The sequence below is a fragment of the Rhodomicrobium lacus genome, from assembly GCF_003992725.1.
Lineage (GTDB): Bacteria > Pseudomonadota > Alphaproteobacteria > Rhizobiales > Rhodomicrobiaceae > Rhodomicrobium > Rhodomicrobium lacus.
Map to the genome: position 1 here is coordinate 967699 of NZ_RZNF01000012.1, position 22592 is coordinate 990290.

At 61.9% G+C, this 22592-nt stretch carries 15 protein-coding genes; 5 read left to right on the forward strand and 10 right to left on the reverse strand.

Annotated features, from left to right (window positions below):
* Nucleotide 1 precedes the first annotated feature (1 nt).
* From EK416_RS14015 to EK416_RS14025, 3 genes are read left to right on the forward strand one after another with little or no spacing between them, the layout of a single operon-like run.
* Nucleotides 2-964 carry an ABC transporter permease gene (locus EK416_RS14015; protein WP_127078527.1) on the forward strand — a complete coding sequence of 321 codons (963 nt, stop codon included), beginning with the start codon at nt 2-4 and terminating at the stop codon, nt 962-964.
* The gene (locus EK416_RS14020) at nt 954-1919 is read left to right on the forward strand and encodes an iron chelate uptake ABC transporter family permease subunit (RefSeq protein ID WP_127078529.1); all 966 of its coding nucleotides are present in this window, start codon (nt 954-956) and stop codon (nt 1917-1919) included. Before EK416_RS14015 ends, EK416_RS14020 begins: the two co-directional genes overlap by 11 nt.
* Nucleotides 1916-2674, forward strand: coding sequence for an iron ABC transporter ATP-binding protein (locus EK416_RS14025; RefSeq protein ID WP_127078531.1), 759 nt, complete (start codon nt 1916-1918; stop codon nt 2672-2674). Before EK416_RS14020 ends, EK416_RS14025 begins: the two co-directional genes overlap by 4 nt.
* A gap of 4 nt (nt 2675-2678) precedes the next feature.
* Here the strand turns inward: EK416_RS14025 and EK416_RS14030 are convergent, their stop codons facing one another.
* Nucleotides 2679-3638: a helix-turn-helix domain-containing protein gene (locus tag EK416_RS14030; protein ID WP_164730032.1), complete on the reverse strand. Its 960-nt coding sequence runs from the start codon at nt 3636-3638 to the stop codon at nt 2679-2681.
* 124 nt (nt 3639-3762) lie between these two features.
* Here EK416_RS14030 and EK416_RS14035 point away from each other — a divergent pair, with 124 nt between their 5' ends.
* Nucleotides 3763-6081: a TonB-dependent siderophore receptor gene (locus EK416_RS14035; RefSeq protein WP_127078535.1), complete on the forward strand. Its 2319-nt coding sequence runs from the start codon at nt 3763-3765 to the stop codon at nt 6079-6081.
* Nucleotides 6082-6140: 59 nt separating this feature from the next.
* Nucleotides 6141-7715 (forward strand): enterochelin esterase, encoded by a 1575-nt coding sequence (fes, locus tag EK416_RS14040; protein WP_245434063.1) that lies wholly within the window; start codon nt 6141-6143, stop codon nt 7713-7715.
* A gap of 330 nt (nt 7716-8045) precedes the next feature.
* Here the strand turns inward: fes and EK416_RS14045 are convergent, their stop codons facing one another.
* The 9 genes from EK416_RS14045 to EK416_RS14085 form a co-directional block, all read right to left on the reverse strand.
* On the reverse strand, nt 8046-11354 hold the full coding sequence (locus tag EK416_RS14045) for an ATP-binding protein (RefSeq protein ID WP_127078539.1): 3309 nt from the start codon (nt 11352-11354) through the stop codon (nt 8046-8048).
* Nucleotides 11354-12055: a hypothetical protein gene (locus EK416_RS14050; RefSeq protein ID WP_127078541.1), complete on the reverse strand. Its 702-nt coding sequence runs from the start codon at nt 12053-12055 to the stop codon at nt 11354-11356. Before EK416_RS14050 ends, EK416_RS14045 begins: the two co-directional genes overlap by 1 nt.
* Before the next feature lies 1 nt (nt 12056).
* Nucleotides 12057-12911: an endonuclease domain-containing protein gene (locus EK416_RS14055; protein ID WP_164730033.1), complete on the reverse strand. Its 855-nt coding sequence runs from the start codon at nt 12909-12911 to the stop codon at nt 12057-12059.
* A gap of 515 nt (nt 12912-13426) precedes the next feature.
* Nucleotides 13427-15361, reverse strand: coding sequence for an NYN domain-containing protein (locus EK416_RS14060; protein WP_164730034.1), 1935 nt, complete (start codon nt 15359-15361; stop codon nt 13427-13429).
* Between the two features lie 348 nt (nt 15362-15709).
* Nucleotides 15710-18883, reverse strand: coding sequence for an efflux RND transporter permease subunit (locus EK416_RS14065; protein ID WP_127078547.1), 3174 nt, complete (start codon nt 18881-18883; stop codon nt 15710-15712).
* Between the two features lie 26 nt (nt 18884-18909).
* A complete protein-coding gene (locus tag EK416_RS14070; RefSeq protein ID WP_164730035.1) occupies nt 18910-20001 on the reverse strand; it encodes an efflux RND transporter periplasmic adaptor subunit in 1092 nt (363 codons plus the stop codon).
* Nucleotides 20002-20092: 91 nt separating this feature from the next.
* Nucleotides 20093-20683, reverse strand: coding sequence for a TetR/AcrR family transcriptional regulator (locus EK416_RS14075; protein ID WP_127078551.1), 591 nt, complete (start codon nt 20681-20683; stop codon nt 20093-20095).
* A 211-nt stretch (nt 20684-20894) separates the two neighbouring features.
* Nucleotides 20895-21350, reverse strand: coding sequence for a DUF992 domain-containing protein (locus tag EK416_RS14080; protein WP_127078553.1), 456 nt, complete (start codon nt 21348-21350; stop codon nt 20895-20897).
* A 190-nt stretch (nt 21351-21540) separates the two neighbouring features.
* The gene (locus EK416_RS14085) at nt 21541-22581 is read right to left on the reverse strand and encodes a mitochondrial fission ELM1 family protein (protein WP_127078555.1); all 1041 of its coding nucleotides are present in this window, start codon (nt 22579-22581) and stop codon (nt 21541-21543) included.
* Nucleotides 22582-22592 lie beyond the last annotated feature (11 nt).

Here is a 22592-nt window from a genome sequence, read left to right on the forward strand (position 1 = left end):
CATGCGCACCCTCCTCTTAGCCATCGTCGCGATGCTGGCGCTCGCCTGTGTGAGCCTCCTCGTCGGGGTGACGCATATGCCCATATGGGCCCTACTTTCGGGGCATGATGACGGACATGCGGCGCGCATTCTCGCGATCAGCCGCATTCCGCGTACAATGGCGCTCATACTGGCGGGCGCGTCCATGGCCATCGCCGGCCTCATCATGCAGATGATGATCCGCAACCGCTTCGCCGAGCCGACAACATCCGGCACGGTGGAAGCCGCAAGTCTCGGCTTGCTGACCGTCACGATCATGGCGCCCGACCTGCCCGTGATGGGAAAAATGCTGGTAGCGGCCGCTTTCGCGCTCGCGGGAACGCTGCTGTTTGTGCGCCTCCTGCGGCTTGTGCCCCTCCGCGATCCGCTGATGGTGCCGCTTCTCGGCATCATGCTGGGCGGGGTGATCCACGCAGTCGCTACCTTCATCGCCTACCGCTTCGATCTCCTGCAGTCGCTGCTGGCCTGGACCATGGGCGATTTCTCTGGCGTTCTGCGCGGGCGATATGAACTGCTCTGGGTCGGCGGGCTGCTTGCCGCCGTCGCCTGGATCGCCGCCGACCGGTTCACCGTGGCGGGGCTCGGGCGCGACTTCACCACCAATCTCGGCCTCAATTACAAGCGCGTTCTGGCGCTCGGCCTTGTGATCGTCTCAATGGTGACATCGGCGGTCGTCGTGACGGTTGGCATGATCCCGTTCCTCGGTCTCATCGTCCCGAACGTCGTAAGCCTCACCGTCGGCGACAACATGCGCCGTGCGGTGCCGTGGGTGGCCGTGCTGGGCGCGATCTTCGTCCTCTCGTGCGACATCCTCGGGCGCATCATCCGCGAGCCCTATGAAATTCCGCTTGGAACCGTCGTCGGCGTCGTCGGCAGTGCAATGTTCCTTTGGCTCGTTTTGCGGAAGCGTTCGCATGCTGCCTGACCGGAACGCACGGCCGCGCACCGTCCTTTTGCTGCTCGCCGCGCTGGCGGTCGCGGCCATCGTTGCCTTCATGACCGTTGGCGCGAAAGGCAACTGGGACTTCGTGCTGAAGTTTCGCGGCCTGAAGCTCGCGGGGCTGGTGCTTGTCGCATGGGCGATTGCACTGTCGACGGTGCTGTTTCAGACCGTCACCAACAACCGCATCCTCACGCCTGCCCTCATGGGCTTCGACGCGCTCTACATCCTGATTCAGACGATGCTTGTCGCGCTGCTCGGGACGGCGGCCGTCGCCATGCTCGACCATAATTCCGTGTTCGCACTCAACGCCGTCGCCATGGCGCTCTTTTCCGGGCTGCTGTTCCGCTGGCTGTTCGCGGGCGAGGAACGCAGCCTCCACCTTCTGGTGCTCGCGGGGATCATCTTCGGCGTCTTCTTCAAGAGCCTCGCGTCGCTCATGCAGCGGCTGCTCGACCCGAACGAGTTCATGGTCCTGCAAGACAGCTTCTTTGCGAGTTTCAACCGCATCGATGCCACGCTGCTCGGCGTTTCGGCGGCGATCGTCGCTGTCGTCTCTGCCGTAGTGATCCCGATGCTGCCGCGTCTCGATGTGCTCGCGCTCGGCCGACCGATGGCGATAAGCCTCGGTGTCAACTATCGGCGCGAGGTTTCGCTCGTTCTCATCGCGGTGGCTCTTCTCGTATCGGCGTCCACGGCGCTTGTCGGTCCCGTCACCTTCTTCGGGCTGCTCGTCGCGAGCCTCGCGCATGCGCTGATCGGAAACGCTCGCCACGCGATGCTCATTCCGGCCGCTGTTCTTCTCAGCATAATTTTCCTCGTCGGCGGGCAGACGATTCTAGAACGCGTCTTCGGTTTCGACACGGCGCTTTCGGTCATCATCGAGTTCGTCGGAGGCATAGCGTTCATCATTCTCATCGTGAGAAAGGCCATCAGATGATCCTCGCGAACGAAGTCACGAAGCGCTACGGCGACGCGGTGGTGGTCGATGGCCTGAGCGTGACGATCCCGAAGGGTGGCATCACATCGATCATCGGTCCGAACGGAGCGGGAAAATCCACCTTGCTTTCGATGCTGGCCCGCCTCCTCAGAATGGACGGCGGCAGCGTCACCGTCGGCGGCCTCGACGTCACCACCACGGCGTCGGATGTGATCGCGCGGCGACTGGCCATCCTCCGGCAGGACAACCACCTGTCAGCGCGGCTCAGCGTCCGCGACCTCGTCACCTTCGGCCGCTTTCCCTATTCGAAAGGGCGCCCGACGCTGGACGACAAGCGCCACGTCGAGCGCGCGCTTTCCTATCTCGATCTCGGCGCGCTGGCCGACCGCTATCTCGACGAGCTTTCGGGTGGCCAGAGGCAGCGCGCGTTCGTCGCCATGGTATTGTGTCAGGACACGGATTATGTGCTTCTGGACGAGCCGCTCAACAACCTTGACATGAAGCATGCGCAGTCGATGATGAAAACGCTGCGTCAAGCGACGCGCGATCTCGGCAAGACCGTCGTCCTCGTGCTTCACGACATCAATTTCGCGTCGTGGTACTCGGATTTCATCGTCGCGCTGAAGGATGGCAAGCTTGCCGTCGCCGGCTCGGTGGACGAAGTGATCCGCGAAGATATGCTCCGCGGTATCTACGGGATGGAAATCCAGGTCCATGCGGTGGCAGGACGGCGGATCGCCCTCTATTACGAATAAGCCTTCAGGAATTCATGCGCGCGGTGCGCCCGGGCGGGAAGCCGTAGGTTCGCTTGAAGGCGCAGGTGAAGTTCGACGCGTTGGAATAGCCCGCGATGTAAGCCGCCTCCGCGATGGTGATGCCTTCGCGGCAGAGCGCCGTCTTCGCGAGTTCGAGTTTCCTCTGGCGGATGAAGGCCTGCACCGTGATACCGAAATGAGCCTTGAAGGCACGCTGCACGGTGCTGGCGCTTGCCCCTGTTTCACGGGCGATCTGTTCGATCGTGAGATTTTCCGAGAGGTTGGCGATGATGAAGTCGCGCACGCGGCGGCCCTGTCTCGCGGCGCTCAGCGAAGGCAGAGGATCATCCGCTCCCCGCTCCGCGAGCAGCGCATCGAACGCGAAGCGCAGCATGTCGAGCGCGCGCGCGTGCCTGTTGAGGCGGCAAAGCTCGGGACGCGAAACTGCCGGTTCCAGAAGCTCGCGCGCCGCCCAGACGAATTGGCGGCTCGGCGTCCAGGCAAAATGCGACAAATGCCTCGAAAGGAAGTCATGCAACGGCGGCGAACCTTCCGTCTCTTCGAGATAGAGACCGTCCAGCCAGTCCGGCGGGCATGAGATCTGAATTTTCCTCATTCCCGGAGAACTGCCGAAGTGGCCGAGAACACTCGGCCGCGTCAGGTTTATCATCATCGCACGTACCGGTTCAGCGCCGGCGCCACTTTGAAAAACGAAGTCCTGGTGGTCGATACGGAAGCGCTGGCTGCCCTGGAAGATCGCCATCAGCATCAATTTTGGCGGGATCTCGGAGAGGGTCGGAGCCGTTCGTGGCGCGGGAGCGACCGGAACGAGAGGCTTTTCCAGAATGCCCACCTTCGGCAGCAGCCGCTGTCGCTTTTCGACGGCGCTGGCGCCGTCATCGAACGCTTCGATTGCAGAATAGCGACAGTCTGAACCGAAGACGTCGCGATGGTCGTTTTGCATATCCTTTTGACATTCTCCCAAATTTCCAACGTCAGCCCCATAAGATATCCAGAGAAACATCTGGGTGCAAGCTAAGGTTTTCTGAGTATTTAAACCTTAGGTTGCGTAAAAGGGGCGGCAAAAAATGGGCACTACAACTTCAGACTATCAGAAGAATTATTATAACTGTAGATCGGCGACGATTACTGCGAGTTATTCTAGTTCCAGAATTTCAGTAAAGCGCGACCGTGTCCTAGCTCTGCTGGGCTGGAGCCTTGTCACAAGCGCGAGCCTTTTTACCCTGGACGCAGTCACGGTTCCGGTTCAGGCGCAAGGAACGGGCCAGATCGGCGAGATCGTCGTCGAAGGCAAAAAGAAGGTGAAAAAGCCCGCGCCGAGGCAGCAGGCCGCGCAGCCCGTCGAGTTGCCCCGGCAGGAGCCGCAGGCGCAGGAGGAGAGCGGCAACGGCCCGGTTCAGGGCTATGTCGCGCAGAAAAGTCTAACCGGCACCAAAACCAACACCCCGCTCATCAAGACCCCGCAGTCCATCTCCGTCGTGCCGCGCCAGCAAATCGAGGACCAGGCCGCGAAAACCGTGGCTGAGGCGCTCCGCTACACTGCGGGCGTATTTACGGAATATCGCGGCAGTTCGAACCTTCACGACGAAATGTTCGTACGCGGCTTCAGCTACGTGCCGCGCTACCTCAACGGCCTTCTCTACGGCTCCGGCTCTTTCGGCCAGATGGACCCGTATTTCCTTGAAAGGGTGGAGGTGATCAAAGGGCCCGCCTCGGTGCTTTACGGGCAGGCGAACCCCGGCGGCATCGTGAACCTCGTCAGCAAGCTTCCGACTGGCGAGACGCACCGCGAAGTCTTCGTCGAATTCGGCAGCGAAAACCGCTTCGCGACCGGCTTCGATGTCGGCGGTGTGGTCAGCCCGGAAATTTCCTATCGCGTCGTCGGCGTGGGCCTCGATAGCGATGGGGAGGTGAACTACACCGAGAAGAAGCGTGTCGGCATCATGCCTTCCGTGATGTGGACACCCACCGAAAACACAAAGCTCGTCGTGGATGGCATGTACACCTACGAGCCAAACGCGGGCTTTCGGAACTTCCTCGAAGCGAAAGGCACGATGTACCCGACGTCGTATGGCTACGTGCCGCATGACTTCTACATGGGCGAGCCCGGCTACGACAAATACGAACGCACGCAATACTACATCGGCTATCTATTCGAGCACCGCTTCGACCCGACGTTCACGGTGCGCCAGAGCGCGCGCATCTCGCGGATCGAGACCATGTTCAACACAATGGTCGAATGGGGCGTGGTCGACGACAACACCTTTTCAAGAAAGGCTGGGGCCGGCCCTGAGGAATTGACGCAGTTCACGGTCGACAATCAGGTGCAGGCCGACCTCAAGACCGCCTTCGTGAAGCACAAGGTGCTGGGCGGTGTGGATTACCGCTGGTCGCGGCGCGACTACCAGTGGGGCTATGCGGCGACTCTCAGCTATATCGACTGGAACAATCCCGTTTACGGCCAGCCTGTCGATACAAACATCGTCAACAACACCGACAACAAGACGATCACCGATCAGGTCGGCCTCTACCTTCAGGATCAGATCGAGATCGGCCGCCTGAACCTGCTTGCGGGCGTGCGCCACGATTGGGCCTCGAACGAGGTTACGGACTACCTCAAGAGCGGCGCGAAGACCTCACAGGACGACACCGCTACCACCTGGCGGGCAGGTGCGATCTACAATTTCGAAAACGGCATCTCGCCCTATGTGAGCTTCAGCCAGTCCTTCGAGCCGGTAACGCAGGCACCCGCCACGGGACAGGCTCCCTTCAAGCCGACGACCGGCGAGCAGTATGAAGCCGGCATCAAATATGCCCCTCCCGGCACGCGCATGCTGTTCACGGCGGCCGTTTTCGACCTGACGAAACAGAACGTGCTGACGCGCCAGAAATCGTCCGATCCCTATACGCAGATCGGCGAAATCCGCAGCCGTGGCCTCGAACTCGAAGCCCATGCGGAACTGACCGAGAATATTTCTGCGGTGGCGAGCTATAGCCATATCGACATGGAGGTGACGGATAACCTCGACAGCACGATTCTAGGCAAGATGCCGGCGCGCGTGCCGATCGATCAGGTGTCGCTCTGGGGCAAGTACGATTTCAAGGACGGTGCGTTCAACGGCCTCGGCCTCGGCGCGGGCGTGCGCTTCATCGGCGAGAGCTGGGGCAACGATACGAACACCTTCAAGGTGCCGGCGGTCACGCTTTTCGATGCTTCCGTCAGCTACGACCTCAGCGCTTCCTTCCCGAACCTCAAGGGTACGAAGCTTCAGGTCAACGCCACGAACATTTCCGACGAGCAGTATGTGGCATCCTGCGCCAGCGCCGGGGCGTGTTTCTACGGTTCCGGCCGTGCTGTGACGGGGCAGGTCAAATATTCATGGTAAAAGAGCGAACCCCATTCCCTGCCCGGTCTCTTGCCCGGGCGGGCCTTTTCGCGGTGATGATGACAACAGCTTTTCCGCATGCATCCATGGCGGCCGAGGGCCTTCCGCTTCGCCTCGATCCCGGCGCTTCGATAGAAGTGAATGTCGCGGCGACGGCTCCGGTCGTCATCGATGCCGGAACGCGCCCCGGCGATTACGTGGCGGGCGTGGTCGACGCCGGAGGCTCCGCAGTCACGCTCGAACTCTTGGCGGACGGCAAGCTCGTGCGACAGTTTTTCCTCAACGCGGCAGGGAGAAGCGATTTTCGCTATGTCGCCGATGAGGGTGACGTGCTGCGCCTCAGCGCGAGGGGGGCGGGGCGCGTGCTTGTCAGGCTCGACAAGCGCATCGGCGTGGCCGAACAGGTCGCGCCACCGAAAAAGCCGGTCAGCCCGATGATGGCGGACCTCGCCGCGAAAGTGGCGGCGGGCGAGAGCACGGATGCCTTCTGGCGGATTGCTGCCGAGAGGGGGACGCCCCTCGTCGAGCCGGGCCCGGAGGGCAAGGCGATCGTCACCTTCCTGATGCGCGGAGCCAGACGCGGCGTTCGCATTCTCGGCGCCCCGAGCACCGATCACGATCCGATGGAGCGGCTCGGCGACAGCGACGTCTGGTTCAAGACATATGTGCTCCCCTCCTCGACGCGGCTTTCCTATAAAATTGCGCCAGACGTGCCCGACCTCGCGGGCACCGAGCGTGAGCGGCGCGTCGCGATCCTCGCGACCGCAAAGGCGGACCCGCTCAATCGCGCGCCGTGGCCGGCAGAAGCCGGCGACGCCTACAATCAAAGCTCAACCTTCTCATTGCCGGACGCGCCCGCGCAGCCCTGGATCGCCCCCGTCGGCGCGCCTTCGGGCCAACTTTCGACCCTCGCCTTCGCAAGCGCGAAGCTCGGCAATGCGCGCGACGTGACGATTTACACCCCTCCGCACTTCAACCCGGCCGATCCCGGAACCGTGCTGCTCTTCGTGTTCGACGGTCGCGAGTATCAGGGCAAGGTTCCAACCCCGCTTATTCTCGACAATATGATCGCGGCGCGCGTGATCCCCCCAACGGTTGCCGTCTTCATTCCCAACATCGACGGCGATACAAGGGCTACCGAGCTTCCCGGCAACGAAACCTTCGCCGATGCTCTGGCAGGGGAGCTGCTTCCCGAGGTGCTTGCAGCGACCTCGCTCCGGCATAGCCCCGCGCGCACCGCTCTCGCGGGATCGAGCTTTGGCGGGCTGGCCTCATCGACCATCGCCCTTCGTCACCCGGAAGCGTTCGGGAATGCCATCAGCCTGTCGGGCTCCTATTGGTGGCACCCCGACGACGCCGAACCCGCGCGAGCGAATCATGTCGCCGCGCTCGTCGCAAAGACGCCTCGCCGAGACGTCCGCTTCTTCCTGAGCGCGGGGCTTTTCGAGGCTGGAGGCGGCGGACGCCCGAGCATTCTTGAGACAAACCGTCATCTGCGCGACGTGCTCGAAGCGAAAGGCTATGCAGTGATCGCGCGCGAATATGCGGGCGGCCACGACTATCTCGTATGGCGCGGAGCGCTGTCGGATGGGCTGCTGGCGCTCTTCGGCCGCGCTGAAATTAAGGCACCTTGAGGTGGCACGCCTCTGCGCGTTTGCAACTCTTTAAAGAGCGGCGGGTGCGAATCCGCCCTCACATTTTTGCTTTCCGCGAAGGGTTCCCAGCGGGATCGGAAGCTATTCGGCAGGCTGGCACACCCGGCCGAAAAAGATACGCTATCCCACCAATTATAATGGACAGCGAAATCAATAACTTGAAAGGTGTTGACGCACCATAGACATTGAAGATCAGAACTTCAAACGAACGTCTTCGTCGCTCAAGTCTGCGCCCCCATTTTTCCGCGTGCGCGCGTGGTCTAACAATGCGCTGATATCGCAGCGCGTATTCAAACCGAAAGATTGCGGCTACGTCAGCGACCCAGGGTAGGGGTTAATCGACACTGCGCGAGCCTTCTCCATTACCTCCCCAGCCGTCGGCGGGTTCTTGGCGTGCCAGCTCAGACAAAGCGGCGTCTGGATCTTGAACGGGCGGGCGGATCCTTCGGTCGAAAAATAAAACTCACCGAGCTTGAGGCGACCCACATCATCGGCTTCGCCGCCCTTTGCTCGAACCAGATCCTTGATCGCCTCGATGGCAGTCGGTGAACTCATCCTCCCGTAGACGTGCGTCGTGCAATTGGACACGATGCCGTTGTCGATGCCTTTCGGCAGCTGCGTCGCGAGGATCATTCCGAGGCCGTATTTGCGCGCCTGAGCCGCGAGCGACTTCGCACTTTCCTTGCACGGCGTGCCAACTTGCGACGGCACGAAATTCTGAGCTTCGTCCATCACGTAGAGCAAACCGGTCTCGCTCGGATTGGCCTTGATCCAGGTGAAAAGCGCCATCTGCAGCTGGTTCACGAAGGCCTGCTTGGCGGCCTCGCTTGCAAGCCCCGAGAAGTTGATGACCGAAATGCGCGTCCTGCCCTTCGCGCCAAAGAAAAGCTGGGCGGGATCGAGCTTCACACCGGCTGAGCGCAGCAGCGGATTCGTGTCGACAGCGGCGCGAAGCTGGTCGGCCATGTCGCTTGCGAGTTTGTAGGAGTCCTTGATCTGGCTCACTCCGTCGGGAAGCTCGGACAGAAGCCGGATGAAGTCTTCGAGCGAGTCTGTGCCGTCCTTCGCGAAGAAACGAAGCGCAGCGGCAAGCACGCCTTGTCTTAGCGTTGCCCTTTGGCCGCTGCCGCCGAGATAAGGCGTCAGCGTCGCGAGCGCCATGGCGATGGCCTGCTCGCGTTCGTCCTGAGCCTCGCGGCCCTCTCCGATGCGCGAGAAGTCAGGCAACAGCGGCAGCGACATCGGGCGGCCGCTGCTCGCGCCCGGCGTCCAGATCACGACATCCGTGTTCTCGTGATACCTCTCAGCCCTGCCGGCGTCCTCGGCAGACATATCGGCGGGCGTTTCCGGCCAGCGGTCGCCGAGACGCGAAAGGTCGTTGTTGATATCGAGAACGATGGCGGGAATGCCAAGAAGGGCGGCCTCCTCGACGATTCGCCGCAGCAGCACGGTCTTGCCGGAGCCCGATCCGGCGATGATGGCGACGTGGCGCGGCAGGAGGGCTGCGTCGAGAGATACGGGGTCGCCGAGCTGGCCGCGCTCGAACCTCCGCCCGAGCGGGATCAGACGCGGCGCGTTCTTTCGCTCATGCTGGCTGGCATCGCTTCTCGCGTGATCGCCGCTTTTAGGGGAGCCTGCACGCGTGCTGTCGCGCGCCGCGGAATTGCCGGGGGAAGACCCGTTGTCCGCTCCGTTGCCGGCGGGCCCCACCCCTCCGCTTCCGGGGCCACCTGCCGGGCCACCACTCGGCCTGTCGTCACCCGATGGGTTGCCATCGTCCGACAGGAACGGCGGCGGCGCAAGCTCCACGCTCCTGAAGAAATCCGTCTCGAACAACGGCTTCTTGCTGCGCAGCCAAGCCTCGAATTCGATATTGTCCTGCTTCGCGAGCGAACGAAGCGCGGCAAAAATACGGAGATCCTTTTCAGCGGGCACGATGATCTTGCCGCCCGCCTTCCTGAACTGATCCAGCAGCGTTTCGGTTTTCTTGCCCGTCGGGAGCGGAGAAGTGCGCAGCACATAGAGATGGCGGAATTTCAGCGCCGTATCGATGCCGGATGCCGTCATCGCCGCCTTGAGGCGCGACTGGAATGCGATTGCGTTTACGTGCTCGATGATGCGGAAGCAGTAATGCTGTTCGCGGTCGCCCTCGTCATGGAACGTGAAGGACACGCGCCCATGCAGCGAAGGCCGCTTCTGGTCGGGGTCGCGCTGCGCCTCGGCATCGATTGCATCGGGCAAGTCATAATGCTTGACGAGGAACTGAAGCGTGGAATCGAGCAGCGCGCGAAGGTCGTCCTCGCCCGCGGGCGTGAACAGCGGCGCGACATTGGCCGCCGCCACCTCGCGCTCGAACGCTGCTTCGATGTCGGCCCGTGGCGGCGCTGTCTCAGCGGAAGCTGCCTTGTCTTCCAGCGACAGGCATTCTGTAACGCGGCCTTCGGCGACGCATTTCCGGCGAAAGTCTTCGCAGCGCTTCAGAAGCTGGCGCGGCGTGTAGTCGACAGCGGCGTCCAACGACTCGCCTGTAAACGGCCATGTAGGATAGGGCGGCGTAAAGCCGTACTGCTCATAGGCTGGAGCCAGACGCGCTGCGATGAGCGCTTCCGCCGTCTCGCGCGTTTGCAGCGTTTTTAAAGGCAGCCCGCTCAGGTAGCGATCGCGGATCGAAGCCGTTGCGCCGCCCTCGATAATTTTCCAGGTCGCTTCGAGGCATGAAACAACCGTGACTGCTCGCCGCTTCTTCTCATGGATTTCCATCAAGCCTTCAGCGAGAAGCTCCACGATAGCCTTCGCCTCAAGTTCTTCTTCATTCGTTTGCTGTACCGCCCGAGCGCGTGCCTGCGCGTTGCTGGCGCTGACGATCGCATCAATCTGATCGACCGCGATGAGAGTGGGGCCGACAAGACTCATCAGCCATGAAAGCCCCTCGACGACCTTGATCGGTGAGTTCTCTTCCCTCAAACCGAGCGGCCGCGCTTCTTCCTGATCGACGTCCATCCCCTGCAGCCAGGCATGCGCAACGCTATGGTAGTCGAGATCCTCCGAAATCATCAGGACGAGTGCGGTCACCACGTCGCGATGCTTAAGGGTGGCGGAACGATCCACCCTCGACAGCGCCGAAAGGAAGAGTTTCACAATTTCGGTGACGAGCTCGCGGGCATCCTTCTGATACCATTTCGTTGCCGCCGCGAGATCGCTCTTGATACCGAGGTAATCGGCGAGACGGCTTATGAGCAGATCGTATTGGGTTTGCCGGCCAGGTGTCCGTACCTGCAGCGAACTCAGAAAACCGAGCGCAACGGACGACCAGAAATCTTTCACGCCGACGAAGTCGAGAAGGACGAACCATCCGTTTGCCCTCCAGACACGCCGACGCAATTCGCCGATTAGGTGGGTTTTTCCGAAGCCCGCCGGCCCGACAAGAACCTTGCCGAGCGGTTCATTGTCGCTTTCAACCTGCGTCCGCGACAGGAAATAATCCATGATGTCGTCGGTCGCCGACTGGTTGATGTTCGACACGTGATAGTGCGGGTCTGTCCAGACGCTTTTCAACTGTCTTGTCCAGTCGAAATTCACCGAACGAAAGGCTTCAAGCGGAGCTTCGGAAACAGGCATTATCTTTCAATCCAAAGAATATGACGAGGTTCACCGGCAAAGGAAATGGAAGCCGCGCGGTCGGCATCAGTGATCTCCGCGCGATTGTCGAGAGGATAGAGCACGGCAGCATCCTCTCGCTGCATGAGGGTAAGCGCTTCATCCAGCGTAGCGCGCTCCACATCCGCGAGCCGCGTGCGGATGTCCTTCAGAAGGGCACGCGTGTTGAAGCGGCCGCCGGTAGCGTCGAGATACGCGGTGCGGATGCGGTCGCGAAGCGAGCCTGCGGGCACCTTCGGCGGCGTCTTGTCATGGCCGTTCGCGCCATTCACCGGAGGTAGAGTCTGCGCGCCGAGCACGTCTGCCAATGCCAGTCCACGCGCGTTGAGGAAGGCATCGAGCTTTACGAGCCAGCCGCGCAGGATTTCTGCGCCGGCGTTCGATTGCGCGGGCAGCGCATGGCCCAGGTTTTCGTTGGCCCACGCCCAACCCTTGTCCGAAACCTCGATCCAAATCTTCTGGCCGACCTTCCACCATTTGATGAGCCCCGCGTCTTCCAGCGCTTCACGATCCGCCTTTTCCGGCGTCGGTTTCAGATCACCACGAAATGCACCAGCGTTTTCCTTGGCCAGTAGCGCCCACATTATGAGCGCCTGCTTTTCGGGCGACGTCTTCTTTCCGCCAGTCTTCTTGCCAGCTTCGGTCTTGGTCTTGGCTGCCACCTCAAACCTCCATTGTCATCGTCTGGCGGCGCAGGCGCACCAGATCGCGGATCTTTTCGAGGGCTTTTTCGCAGTCCTGCGCGATCTCATCATTGGCAAGGCGAAGCACGACATAGCCGCTCAGCATTAGCTCATAATCGCGATGGCGGTCGCGCGCAAAGGCTGACCGGCTTCCGTGGCTCTCATATCCATCAAGTTCCACAACCAGACGGCCCTCGGCCCACAGAAGATCCACCCGGGGCTGCGTACCGCGTTCGGTCGTGACCGTTTGGTTGAAGGCGAAGAGCGCGCCAAGTTCAGCGTCGGCCGCAAGCATCGTTGCCACCTTCTTCTCGATGTCGCTCAAAGGATGGGGCGAGCCGCGCCAAGGCGCGATCCAAGGGGCAAGGGCTTCGCTTCGTGGCACGGTCGCAGGTGCCCTTTCTCCCACGATGCGCGCGCCATGAAGAATGCGGTCGAAAGGTGGTTCGTTCGGCGGAAGACTGTCGAACAGGACGACGACGCCGCAAAACTGCGCGATCCATTCAAGCGCGCGCACGAAAGCGTCAGACGGCGCGTTGCTTTCGCCATCTGGGAACGTCACCGCCATCACAAGTCCGTCTGGCGCTATCGCCTTCGTTAACTGCTCGATGCTGGCGGCGAGGGAAAAGCCATCGACAAGCGGGAGCCTGGCGTGAAGTGCCGAAAGCGCAGCCAGTTCCGCCCAACGAGGCTGCACGCCCGCGACGTTTTTGGCCGCTTCGTTCGCCAGAACGCGAACGGCATGCCGCCCGAGTGAATCGTTGGTGCAAATGCCGAAGTCGACACCCGCCCCCGCGTACCAACGGGGCCACAGCCGCAACGCGGAAGATGCCATGAAGGAGGCAATCTGCTGGACTACGTCTTGCGAAGATCTCCACGGCTGGGTGGTCCGAAACAGCACCCGAATGAAGTTTCGAGGCAGTTCGGCTTGATCAATGAGTGTCCGCAGGTCGCCTGGCTCTAAACCGGCGAGGGAAAGCGGCATCCCCCGTTTGGCATTCAAGACGAATGTTGCGACATCTGCCGGATTGAGAACTTGGTCGCTATCGCAAAAAGGAAGCAAAGTCTCGTAACATTGATTGATAAACCTGCCGATCGCTTAAGCTTAGACGTGACGGCTTTGATTTGCAAGATTACAATGACCACTGGTGTTCTCTAAAAGCCCTCTGTCTGCAAGGCCTCCCGATGCACGCCATGTCGAGCACGGTCTGTTGGGGAACCGGCTTTTCACGATGCCCCGCTGAATCAAAAAGCTCCCGCCGAGGCGGGAGCTTTGTCAGCAGTGTGAAGGCGGCCACGGGGCCGCTTTTTTCGATGGTTGCGAGTTCACGCGGCGCGGATGCGCGCCCGTCAATGCTTGAAGCTGAACCGCTGTTTCGGCGCCTGCTCCGGCTCCAGCTCGCGATCGAACCCGAAATCCGGCGGGAGCGGAATATCACTGCGGGGATCCGGCGGCGGCAAGGCGGAATCCGCCATGTAGCTGCGTGGATTGGGTGCCGGCCTTTGCACACCGACCGGCGTCAAGGGCGTTGCCTGTTGACCAGCGCTGGAATTGATCGTCGTCTGGCCGACGGCCGACCACTGGCTGGCGCCGAACCAGACCTGAACGAGTTGATGCTCGTCTTCGGTGAGCTTCACTCCCGCATGGTGGCACTTCGCCAGCACGAAATCGCGATAGGCGCGCGCCACGGCCGCCGGGGAGCGGGTATGTTCAAGCCATGGGTCGATCTCGTCCACCGCGTCGAGCACGAAAGACACGTCCTTCATCGCGACGCGAAGCCCCTCGCGCGTGGCCCGCTCGACGACCGCCTGCGCTGTCTTCACGGGAGCGAATCCGCGCTCGTGAACCTCGGTCGCGATGAGCGTGAACAGCAGCTGATATTCGCTTGGAGGAAGCGGCGGCGCCTTGCAGGCGTCGTAGATGCGGGTGATCGAGGTTTGCAGTTCTGCGAGCTTGGACGAGCCCGTTTCCTGCGGCTGAGGTTGCGGAACAGGCTGCCTGTCCACAAGCTTCTGCGGAGCAGGCTGCGGCGACGCCAGATCGACGCGCTCCTCGATCCTGTGCCGCGTGGGATCGTAGACGAAATGCGGCGGCTTGTCCGTGAGACGGAAGTTGTCGGGCAGCGTGGCGTTGAGGAAGTTCAGGAATCCGCCGGAGCCTGCCCAGTTCGTGCCCAGCGTCTTCGCGTGACCGAGGATTTTTTGCGCGCGGTCTGCCAGATAGGCGATCGGAACGGGCTTCTCGGAGGATTGCACCACATCGAGGACGAGATTCAGGATCTCCGCCCCGATCGACTGGAAGTCCTCGATCAGGGATTGCACCGCCGAATTCGCATGCCCCGAAGGCAGCCTGCGCTTTGCCGGTTCCTGCGGAAGGTTATAGCCGCTGTAATTTGGCGCGGCGGGGATCGCCTGCGAAGGTGCTCCATAAGCGGGAGGCGCCGGAATGGCCTGGGCCGGTGCGCCGTAAGCAGGCGTCGGCGCGGGTATCGCCTGTGCGGGCGCGCCGTAGCCCTGAAACGAGGGATGACCGTTGAAGCCGGCTTGCGGCACTGCCGGAAGCGATGACGCTGGCGCATGCGCCGCCGGAAGAGTGGCGGGAGGCGTGTGCGAGCGGCTCTGCTCGTAGCCCGGCTGTCTTGCGCCGTCATAGCCGAGGCGCGGCGCACGGTCCTGACCGATCATCGGCGCATCGCCCGCCGTCTCGCCGAGAAGGAAGGAGATCATGTCGCGTTCTTCGATCCAGCCGTCGCTGAACGCCTTGTAGATATCCGCTGTGCTTTCATTCGCATAGACCACGGTGCGGCGGTCGTGCGAACGAAGATGATGCAGAACGGGCGTGAAATCGGCGTCGCCCGAAAGGACGATGAATTCGCCGAAGCGCGTCGGATGCTCCAGAAAATCGCGGATGTCGCACGCGATCTTGATGTCGGTGCCGTTCTTGAACTGGTTGGAAAGCGGCTGGCAATCCACAACTTCGAGCCCCGCCATCATGAAATTCACGCGGACGTCGGCGAAGTTGTGCGGATCGTGCGGGCCGCCACGGCTGACGAGCTTCCGGCCCGGATTGCCATAGCAGCGCGCCACGGCGAATCGCCGCCGCACATAATCGGAATGCGACTTGAAGCGGACAAGCCCGCCCGTCGCGATTCGAGCCATCCATTCAGCCGGATTGCGGGCGAATCGCCCGGCGGCTTCCTCGCTCTGGCGGCGCAAGGATAGATACACGTTGTCGAAATCGACGAACAACGCGGAAAGGCAGACCTCCGCGGACCCCGGAATCATAGCTCTATACCCCGCTCGGACCATCGTCTGCCAACATGACCCCTCAAACCGGCACACGATAGTTTATTTAAATTTATGGCCATTTAGCAAGGCTCCTGCTCAGCCCGCTCCAACTCCGGCCACTCTCATTTCGGAAACGTGAAGCGAATTGCAAAGCGGGCTCCTTGCCCCAGATCGAGCCTCGTCCGCATTCGAGGCCCGAAATCCCGCTGTCGCTCGCGCCACTCCGAGAAGCTAAGGCATTAAATGTTAAACGGCTCCCCCGTGCAAGCCCAACCTCCGCGCGCGGAGCTTATCCACATGGTGCGGAGCGGAGAGGACTGAAAACTCCCCGCGCCGTTGCATCTCCTATTGACCGGCCTTTACAAGCTCTGGCTGTACCGTGGCGTTTTCTTGCCCGGGCCGTTGGGTTCGTCTCTCGACGCCCGGCACAGCAACCCGGAACACAAGCGCGTAAAGCGCCGGCAGAAATGTCATCGTGAGCACCGTTGCGGCGAGGATTCCGCCCATCATCGCCACCGCCATCGGCCCCCAGAACGAAGACCCCGCGAGCGGAACGAGCGCCAGCACGGCCGCCGTCGCCGTCAGCATGATCGGGCGAAAGCGTCTGACCGCCGAGCCGACGATGGCATTATAGGTGTCGATTCCCGCAGCGAGATCCTGCTGGATCTGGTCCACGAGAATCACCGTGTTGCGCATGATGATGCCCGCGAGTGCGATCACGCCCAGAATCGCCACGAAGCCGAAAGGCATCTGCGTCACGAGCAGAGCGAACGAAGCGCCGATGATCCCGAGCGGCGCCGTCACGAGCACCAGCAGCGTGTGCGAGAAACTCTGCAATTGCACCATCAGCAGAAGGAGGACGACGATGACGAGGATCGGCACCTTCGCGGCAATCGACGTCTGCCCCTTGGCCGATTCCTCGACGCCGCCCTGCATTTCGATGCGATAGCCGAGCGGCAGACCAGCGCGGAGCGGCGCGAGTTCCTTGTAGATGGCGGTGACGACGTCGACCGACTGAACGCCATCCGGGATTTGTCCGCGAACGGTGATCGTCGGCAGGCGGTCGCGCCGCCATTCGACACCCGGTTCAAACACGAGCCGCGCCTTCGCGACCTGAGACACGGGTACGGCCCCGCCCGACGAGGTCTTGACGTAGGCGTTTTCCACCGCTGTAAGCAGGCCGCGCGTGCGATCGGGCTCGCGAAGAACCACGCCTATGGTCTGGTCCTTCTCCCGGAACTCCGCGAGCGTGTTGCCGGACAGCACCGTTTGCAGCGTCTGGCGCACCGCATTCGAGGTGACGCCGATAGCGCGCGCGCGGTCCTGATCGATATCGAGTTGCAGCGTCGGCGCAGGCTCAAGCCAGTTGTCGTGCAAATTGAAGACGAGCGGGTTCGCGGCGGCGGCCTTCGTCACCTCGTTCGCGATACGGCGTACCTCCGCACGGTCGGGCCCCTGCACGCGGAGCTGGATCGCCCAGCCCACCGGCGGCCCCAGCGTCAGCGGCTCTACCTTGAAGCGCACATTGGGGAATTCCGCCGACAGCAACGCGCGGATCCTGTGGACCACCGCATCGCGCATTGCCGTGCCTTCGGTGTTCTTCGGCAAAACGAGAAATTGCGAGAAATTCTTGGTTTGAAGCTGCTGATCGAGTGGGAGGAAAAAGCGCGGCGCGCCCTCGCCTACGAAGGCGGTGAAGGTCGCCACGTCGGGATCGGCGAGCAGCTTCTGTTCGAGCTTCTTCGCCGCGGCATCCGTTTCGGCGTATGACGAGCCCTCCGGAAGCCAGAGGTCGACGAGAATTTCGGGGCGATCCGAGCCGGGGAAGAACGACTTCGGCACGAACGCGAACCCGATGAGCGCCAGGATGAAGGTTGCGGCGGTGATCGAAACGACCTTCCTGCGATGCAGGATGCAAAACGCGATTGCCGCGCGGAGCCGCCGATAGATGGGCGTATCGTAGACGTCATGGTGCTCCGGGTTTTCCACCGGACGGTGACGCAGCATCGTGTGCCCGATATAGGGCGTGAAATAAACGGCGGCGAACCACGAGATGACGAGCGAAAGGCCCACCACCCAGAACAGGGAATTCACATATTCCCCCGATGTGCTCGCTGCGAAACCCACCGGGATGAAGCCCGCTGTCGTTATCAGCGTGCCCGTCAGCATCGGAAAGGCCGTCGATGTGTAGGCAAACGAGGCGGCCCGGACCTTGTCGAAGCCTTCGTCGAGCTTCCGCTCCATCATTTCGACGGCAATCATGGCATCGTCGACGAGAAGGCCGAGTGCGATGATCAGCGCGCCGAGCGAGATGCGCTGGAGATCGATTCCGATGATGAACATGGCGAGGAACGTCGCGGCGAGAACGAGCGGGATCGTCAGCGCGACGACCACGCCCGCTCGCCAGCCGAGCGCCAGCAGCGACACCGCGAGCACAATCAGCAGCGCCTCGCCGAGCGCCTTCAGAAACTCGCCGATGGCCTTCGTCACCACGGCGGGCTGATCGGAAATCTTCGTGAAAGTCACGCCCACCGGCAGTTCGTTATGAATCTGCGCGAGACCGGTTTCGAGCGTCTTGCCGACTTCCACCACATTATAGCCGTTCGACATGACGACGCCGAGCAGCACGGCCTCGTTGCCGTCGTGGCGGATGCGGGCGACCGGCGGATCTTCGAGGCCCCGCTTTACCTCCGCGATATCGCCGAGGCGGACGGTCTGCGCGCCCGCGCGAAGGCGAAGCTCGCGGATTTCATCGACGGTCATGATCGAGCCCTGAACGTCGAGCCGGACCGCTCGCTCGCTTGTCTGCACCGAACCGGCCGGCGCCTGACTGTTCTGCCCGTCCAGCGCCGCCTTGATGTCCGCTACGGCTATATTGCGTTCGGCCAGCACTCGCGACGGAATCTCGATGTAGACCTTTTCCGGTTGCACGCCGAGCAGGTCCACCTTGCCGACGCCCTCAACGCGGAGCAGGACATCGCGTGCGCTTTTCGCGAAGTCGCGCAATTCCGGATAGCTGAAGCCCTTACCCTCGATGGCGTAGAGCGCGAGGTAGGTGTCGCCGAACTCGTCGTTGAAGAAGGGCCCGACGACGCCCGCGGGCAGGTTCTGCTTGATGTCGCCGATCTTCTTGCGAACCTGGTAGAATGCATCGGGCACGTCGCGCCCCCTTGCATCGCCGCGCAATTCCACGAACACCACCGCACTGCCCGGATGAGTGTAGGACTGCACATAATCGAGATGGGGCGTCTCCTGAAGCTTGGTCTCGATCTTGTCGACAACCTGCTCCTGCATCTCGCGTACGGAGGCTCCGGGCCACTCGACCTGAACAACCATCATTCGGAACTGGAAGTCCGGGTCTTCCTTCTGGCCGAGGTTCTTCAGCGCATAGATGCCCATCGCGAGGATAAGAACCAGCAAGAACCGCGTCAGGCTTCCATGGCGAATGGCCCATGCGGAGAGATTGAAGCCGCCGTTGTCTTCGTGCCTTGCGGAAGCACGCTCGTTGGAGGGTTCCATTGTGTCGCGTCCCGATCGAGTTCTGTTCAGTAGGTCCGCGAGCCGTGGGCGGCTACCGTCGGGGAGAAATCCTGCGAGAGACGCACTTCCATGCCGTCTCTCAGAAACTGAATGCCGCCGCTGACAACGATCTCGCCCGGAATGAGGCCGGACGTTATGCGCACGCCATCCTCCGCCACTCCCCCGAGCGTCACTTCGCGGCGTGCGACCGTCTCGCGCGCCTTGTCAGCGACATAGACAACGGGCTTTCCCCCGTCTTCGGTAAGCGCGGTCAGAGGCACGACGACAGGCGGCGTCGCCTCCTTGACGCGAAATGTAACGGACGTCGTCATGCCAAGGCGCATTTCCGGCTTCGGATGCGCGATCGCCACGCGAACGGCATAGGTGCGCGAGGCCGTATCTGCGGCGCTGGCGATCTCGCGGATCTTGCCGTCGCTGCTTACTTCGGGCGCCGACCAAAGCGCGATGCGGGCAGGTTCGCCGACGCTGAGCCGCGCGATTTCATTCTCCGGCACTGCGGCCGCGACCTCTACGGATTCCGTGAGGGCGAGAGAAATCACCGCCTGGCCCGCGCTCACCACCTGCCCCGGCTCGGCGCGGACAGCCGTTACGATACCGTCCTTGTCGGCGACAAGAAGCGCATAGCTTGTTGCGTTCGCAGCCTGATCGAGCTGATCTTTCGCCGAGGTGTACGCTGCCGTTGCGGCGTCGTAGTCCAGCTTCCGCTGGTCATAGACGGCCTTGGCGATGAAGCCCTTCGGAAGCAGATAGGCCGCGCGGTCGAAGGCATCTTTCGCAACGTCGACGCGCGCCTTCGCGCTCTGAACACTGGCGCGAGCGCTGTTTTCCGCGAGCTTCAGGTCCACTTCGTCAAGGCGCGCGATCTTCTGGCCCGCCTTCACCTGTTCGCCGACATTCACGAAGCGCTCGACGATCTTGCCCGCAACTCGAAAGCCGAGCTGGCTTTCAATGCGAGGCGCAATCACGCCTGAGTAGGTGAGCGTGCGTTCAGCCGATGGCGGCTGGACGACGAAAGTCTTGACCGGGCGAGCGGGTTGCGACGCCTCCTGTTTGTCGCCGCATGCCGCGAGAGCGAGCGGGAGGAGAAGAAGGGTCACAGCACCCCGAACCTGCCACCGGGTGTGAAATGATGAATTCTCATAATCGTCATCAAAGGACAGCATGGATTCAGCCTCTTCTGCTTTTGCCTTAAGCCCTCAGGGCTGAAAGAACGAACGCGGCCATATCCGAGGCCGAAGGCGTCCTTGGGTTTGAACCGAATTGCGCGACGACGACCGGATGGGAGCAGACCATGATTGCGCCAACGGTGCGCCTCGCGGCCTGCTCAGGGTCTTGAGCGCGAAACTCGCCGGACGCAATGCCGCTTGCGATGATTTCGGCAACCATTTCGTCAATGAAACGAAGATGTGGCTCGATTACATCCCACTGCTCGTCCATGGCAACCACAACCATGTCGTGGACCTTCCTGTCATTGATGAGTGTGTTGCGAGTATGGTCCGACAGATGTTCGATGAACCGTGTCAGGCGGTCGCTCGCCGCGCCGCTTGCGCTTGCAATCGTCCGCAGACTGGTATGCAGCGTCGCGATGATGCGGGCGCAGATCGCCTCGTTGATCTCGGCCTTGGACCCGAAGAAACGGTACACGTTGGCGGGTGACATGCCGCATGCATGGGCGATGTCCGCGACTGTGGTCTTGGAGTAGCCGAAATGGCGAAACAGACGCTCGGCCTCCCCGAGGATGCGATCGCGCGTGATCTCAGCGGTCGACGTTTGCGTCATAGGCTATTTTCACCTGCGGCTGACTTGTGACGAATTTCGTTTTTTATCACTAATCAGAGAATGCGGCAGATGCAAGGTGGTTCCGTGGATGGCTGGCATTCACTTTTAGATAAGATTTATTGATAGCTCAAGAACGCGAAAAGCCCCGCAGGGCGGGGCTTTTCAAAGTGACGCTCTCGCTGAGGATGCCTTCGAGGCTTCCGCCGAGGCTTTAGCGCAGCTGCAGCCGAGCCGCGCCGGCGCCGACCGCGAGACCGGTCTGAGCCTTCACGCTGACGGGCTGAAGCGAAACGGTGCGACCGCTGCCGCCGACGAGGACATTCGCGCCCGCGCCGACGCCGAACGAGACGTCAGCCGATGCGCCGACATAATCGCCGCGCAGCGCGTGGCGGCGCAGGCTCGTCGGAGCGTAGACGGCCCAGACGAGGACGGCCTTGTCGCGGATGCCGACATCGGGGCCAAGGCGTTCGATCTTCGCGACGTAGTTTTCACGATGGCCGTAAGCGCTCGTAAAAACGCAGCGGGCTTCCTGCGTGGAGCCGACGAACACGCCCTGCGAAGGCGCCGTGAAGCAGCGCAACACGCCCGCGCGCACGCCGGCGTCGGCGGTCGTGGTCATTCCGAGCGCGATTGCGGCGCCCGAAAAGAAAGCAACAAGTTTATTCATAGTGTTCTCCCTCCATATTCGGTTCCCCACCTTCAAACTCCAGCTATGCGGCAAAGTTCCGGCACAGCGATGGCGGGGACGAATCGGACTCAAAGACAGGCACGATTTGAATGCTGCTATTTGAGTCGCAGCAGCCTCGTCCACAATAAAGTTGTGTCAAAATATTTCCGGTTGATTTGCTTTTATTATACTATCTTGAGTAGAGGTTGCGCAAATGCACCGTGAGTGCCTCCCGCAGAATGTGCGCCACCCGTTCCATCTCGCGGAGAGGCTCGTAAGTCCAGCTTTCTATTCGGCCGTCGAACATGCGAACGCGTCCGCTCCCTTCGAGACGCCGGACGAACTCCCCGAACTTGTTACGGCCGCCTTCTCGTCCGCGCCTGAACGGCAAACGGGCGATATGGACGGGCCTTCCCGTGCTTGCCGCCTCGGTGATCATGTTGATGGAATCGCACGTCACCACGAAGGCGTCCGCGTGCGCAAGCATGCCGAGATAGGGGTTCGCGCCGTTCTGACCGTCATAGATGTACGCGCCGGAGCCTGCCAGCGCCTCGGTGAGCGCGGCCATATTGGCCTCGCCCGTGCGCCGCGACCCGCTGACGAGAAGACCGAACCCTTGCGCCGCAAGCGCGGCAAGCTGCGCGCCCAGCACCGTCATATCCTCAGGGCGAAGGTCGTAGCGCGAATTGACGCCGCCGATCGCCACCGCAACACGGGGGCGGGGGATGGCGGCGAATGCGTCCGCCCAGCGAGGCGCCTCGGCCGCGAGCCTCGCCGGGGTTATGATGTGTAACGAGCCGTCCATCGTGACGATATTGTCACCCGTCACGCCGTCATGCCACGGCACCACGATGCGGTCGAACGAGCCACGCCGCACGACGGGATCCTGTATCTGCACCGTGAAGGTGCGTCCCTCGCTCGCCTCGCGCAGATATATAAGAGGCAGCGCGCCGGGCCGCCCGGTCGCGATGGCGATATCGGGCCACGGCGCTTCGAGCGATGCGCCGCTGCCGCTAAAGGCGAAGCGCTTGAATGCGGTGACGTACGGGCTGGCAATGCGCCACGGCTTGCGCAGCACGACGCGTTTCAGCACCGGTTCGAGGCCCATCGCTTCCGCAAGACCGAGCGACTGATTTTCGAGGCCGGGACGCCCGTCGCCGATAACCCAGCAACTCGGGAGCGGATGCGGCGACAAGCGGTCTCCGGCGGCTTCGGCAACGGTCTCATTCATGGCGTTTGCTC

Coding starts and splice junctions, on each gene's coding strand:
- EK416_RS14015 (WP_127078527.1), top strand. CDS start 2: ATGCGCACCCTCCTCTTAGCCATCGTCGCGATGCTGGCGCTCGCCTGT.
- EK416_RS14020 (WP_127078529.1), top strand. CDS start 954: ATGCTGCCTGACCGGAACGCACGGCCGCGCACCGTCCTTTTGCTGCTC.
- EK416_RS14025 (WP_127078531.1), top strand. CDS start 1,916: ATGATCCTCGCGAACGAAGTCACGAAGCGCTACGGCGACGCGGTGGTG.
- EK416_RS14030 (WP_164730032.1), bottom strand. CDS start 3,638: ATGCAAAACGACCATCGCGACGTCTTCGGTTCAGACTGTCGCTATTCT.
- EK416_RS14035 (WP_127078535.1), top strand. CDS start 3,763: ATGGGCACTACAACTTCAGACTATCAGAAGAATTATTATAACTGTAGA.
- fes (WP_245434063.1), top strand. CDS start 6,141: ATGACAACAGCTTTTCCGCATGCATCCATGGCGGCCGAGGGCCTTCCG.
- EK416_RS14045 (WP_127078539.1), bottom strand. CDS start 11,354: ATGCCTGTTTCCGAAGCTCCGCTTGAAGCCTTTCGTTCGGTGAATTTC.
- EK416_RS14055 (WP_164730033.1), bottom strand. CDS start 12,911: ATGGCATCTTCCGCGTTGCGGCTGTGGCCCCGTTGGTACGCGGGGGCG.
- EK416_RS14060 (WP_164730034.1), bottom strand. CDS start 15,361: ATGATTCCGGGGTCCGCGGAGGTCTGCCTTTCCGCGTTGTTCGTCGAT.
- EK416_RS14065 (WP_127078547.1), bottom strand. CDS start 18,883: ATGGAACCCTCCAACGAGCGTGCTTCCGCAAGGCACGAAGACAACGGC.
- EK416_RS14075 (WP_127078551.1), bottom strand. CDS start 20,683: ATGACGCAAACGTCGACCGCTGAGATCACGCGCGATCGCATCCTCGGG.
- EK416_RS14080 (WP_127078553.1), bottom strand. CDS start 21,350: ATGAATAAACTTGTTGCTTTCTTTTCGGGCGCCGCAATCGCGCTCGGA.
- EK416_RS14085 (WP_127078555.1), bottom strand. CDS start 22,581: ATGAATGAGACCGTTGCCGAAGCCGCCGGAGACCGCTTGTCGCCGCAT.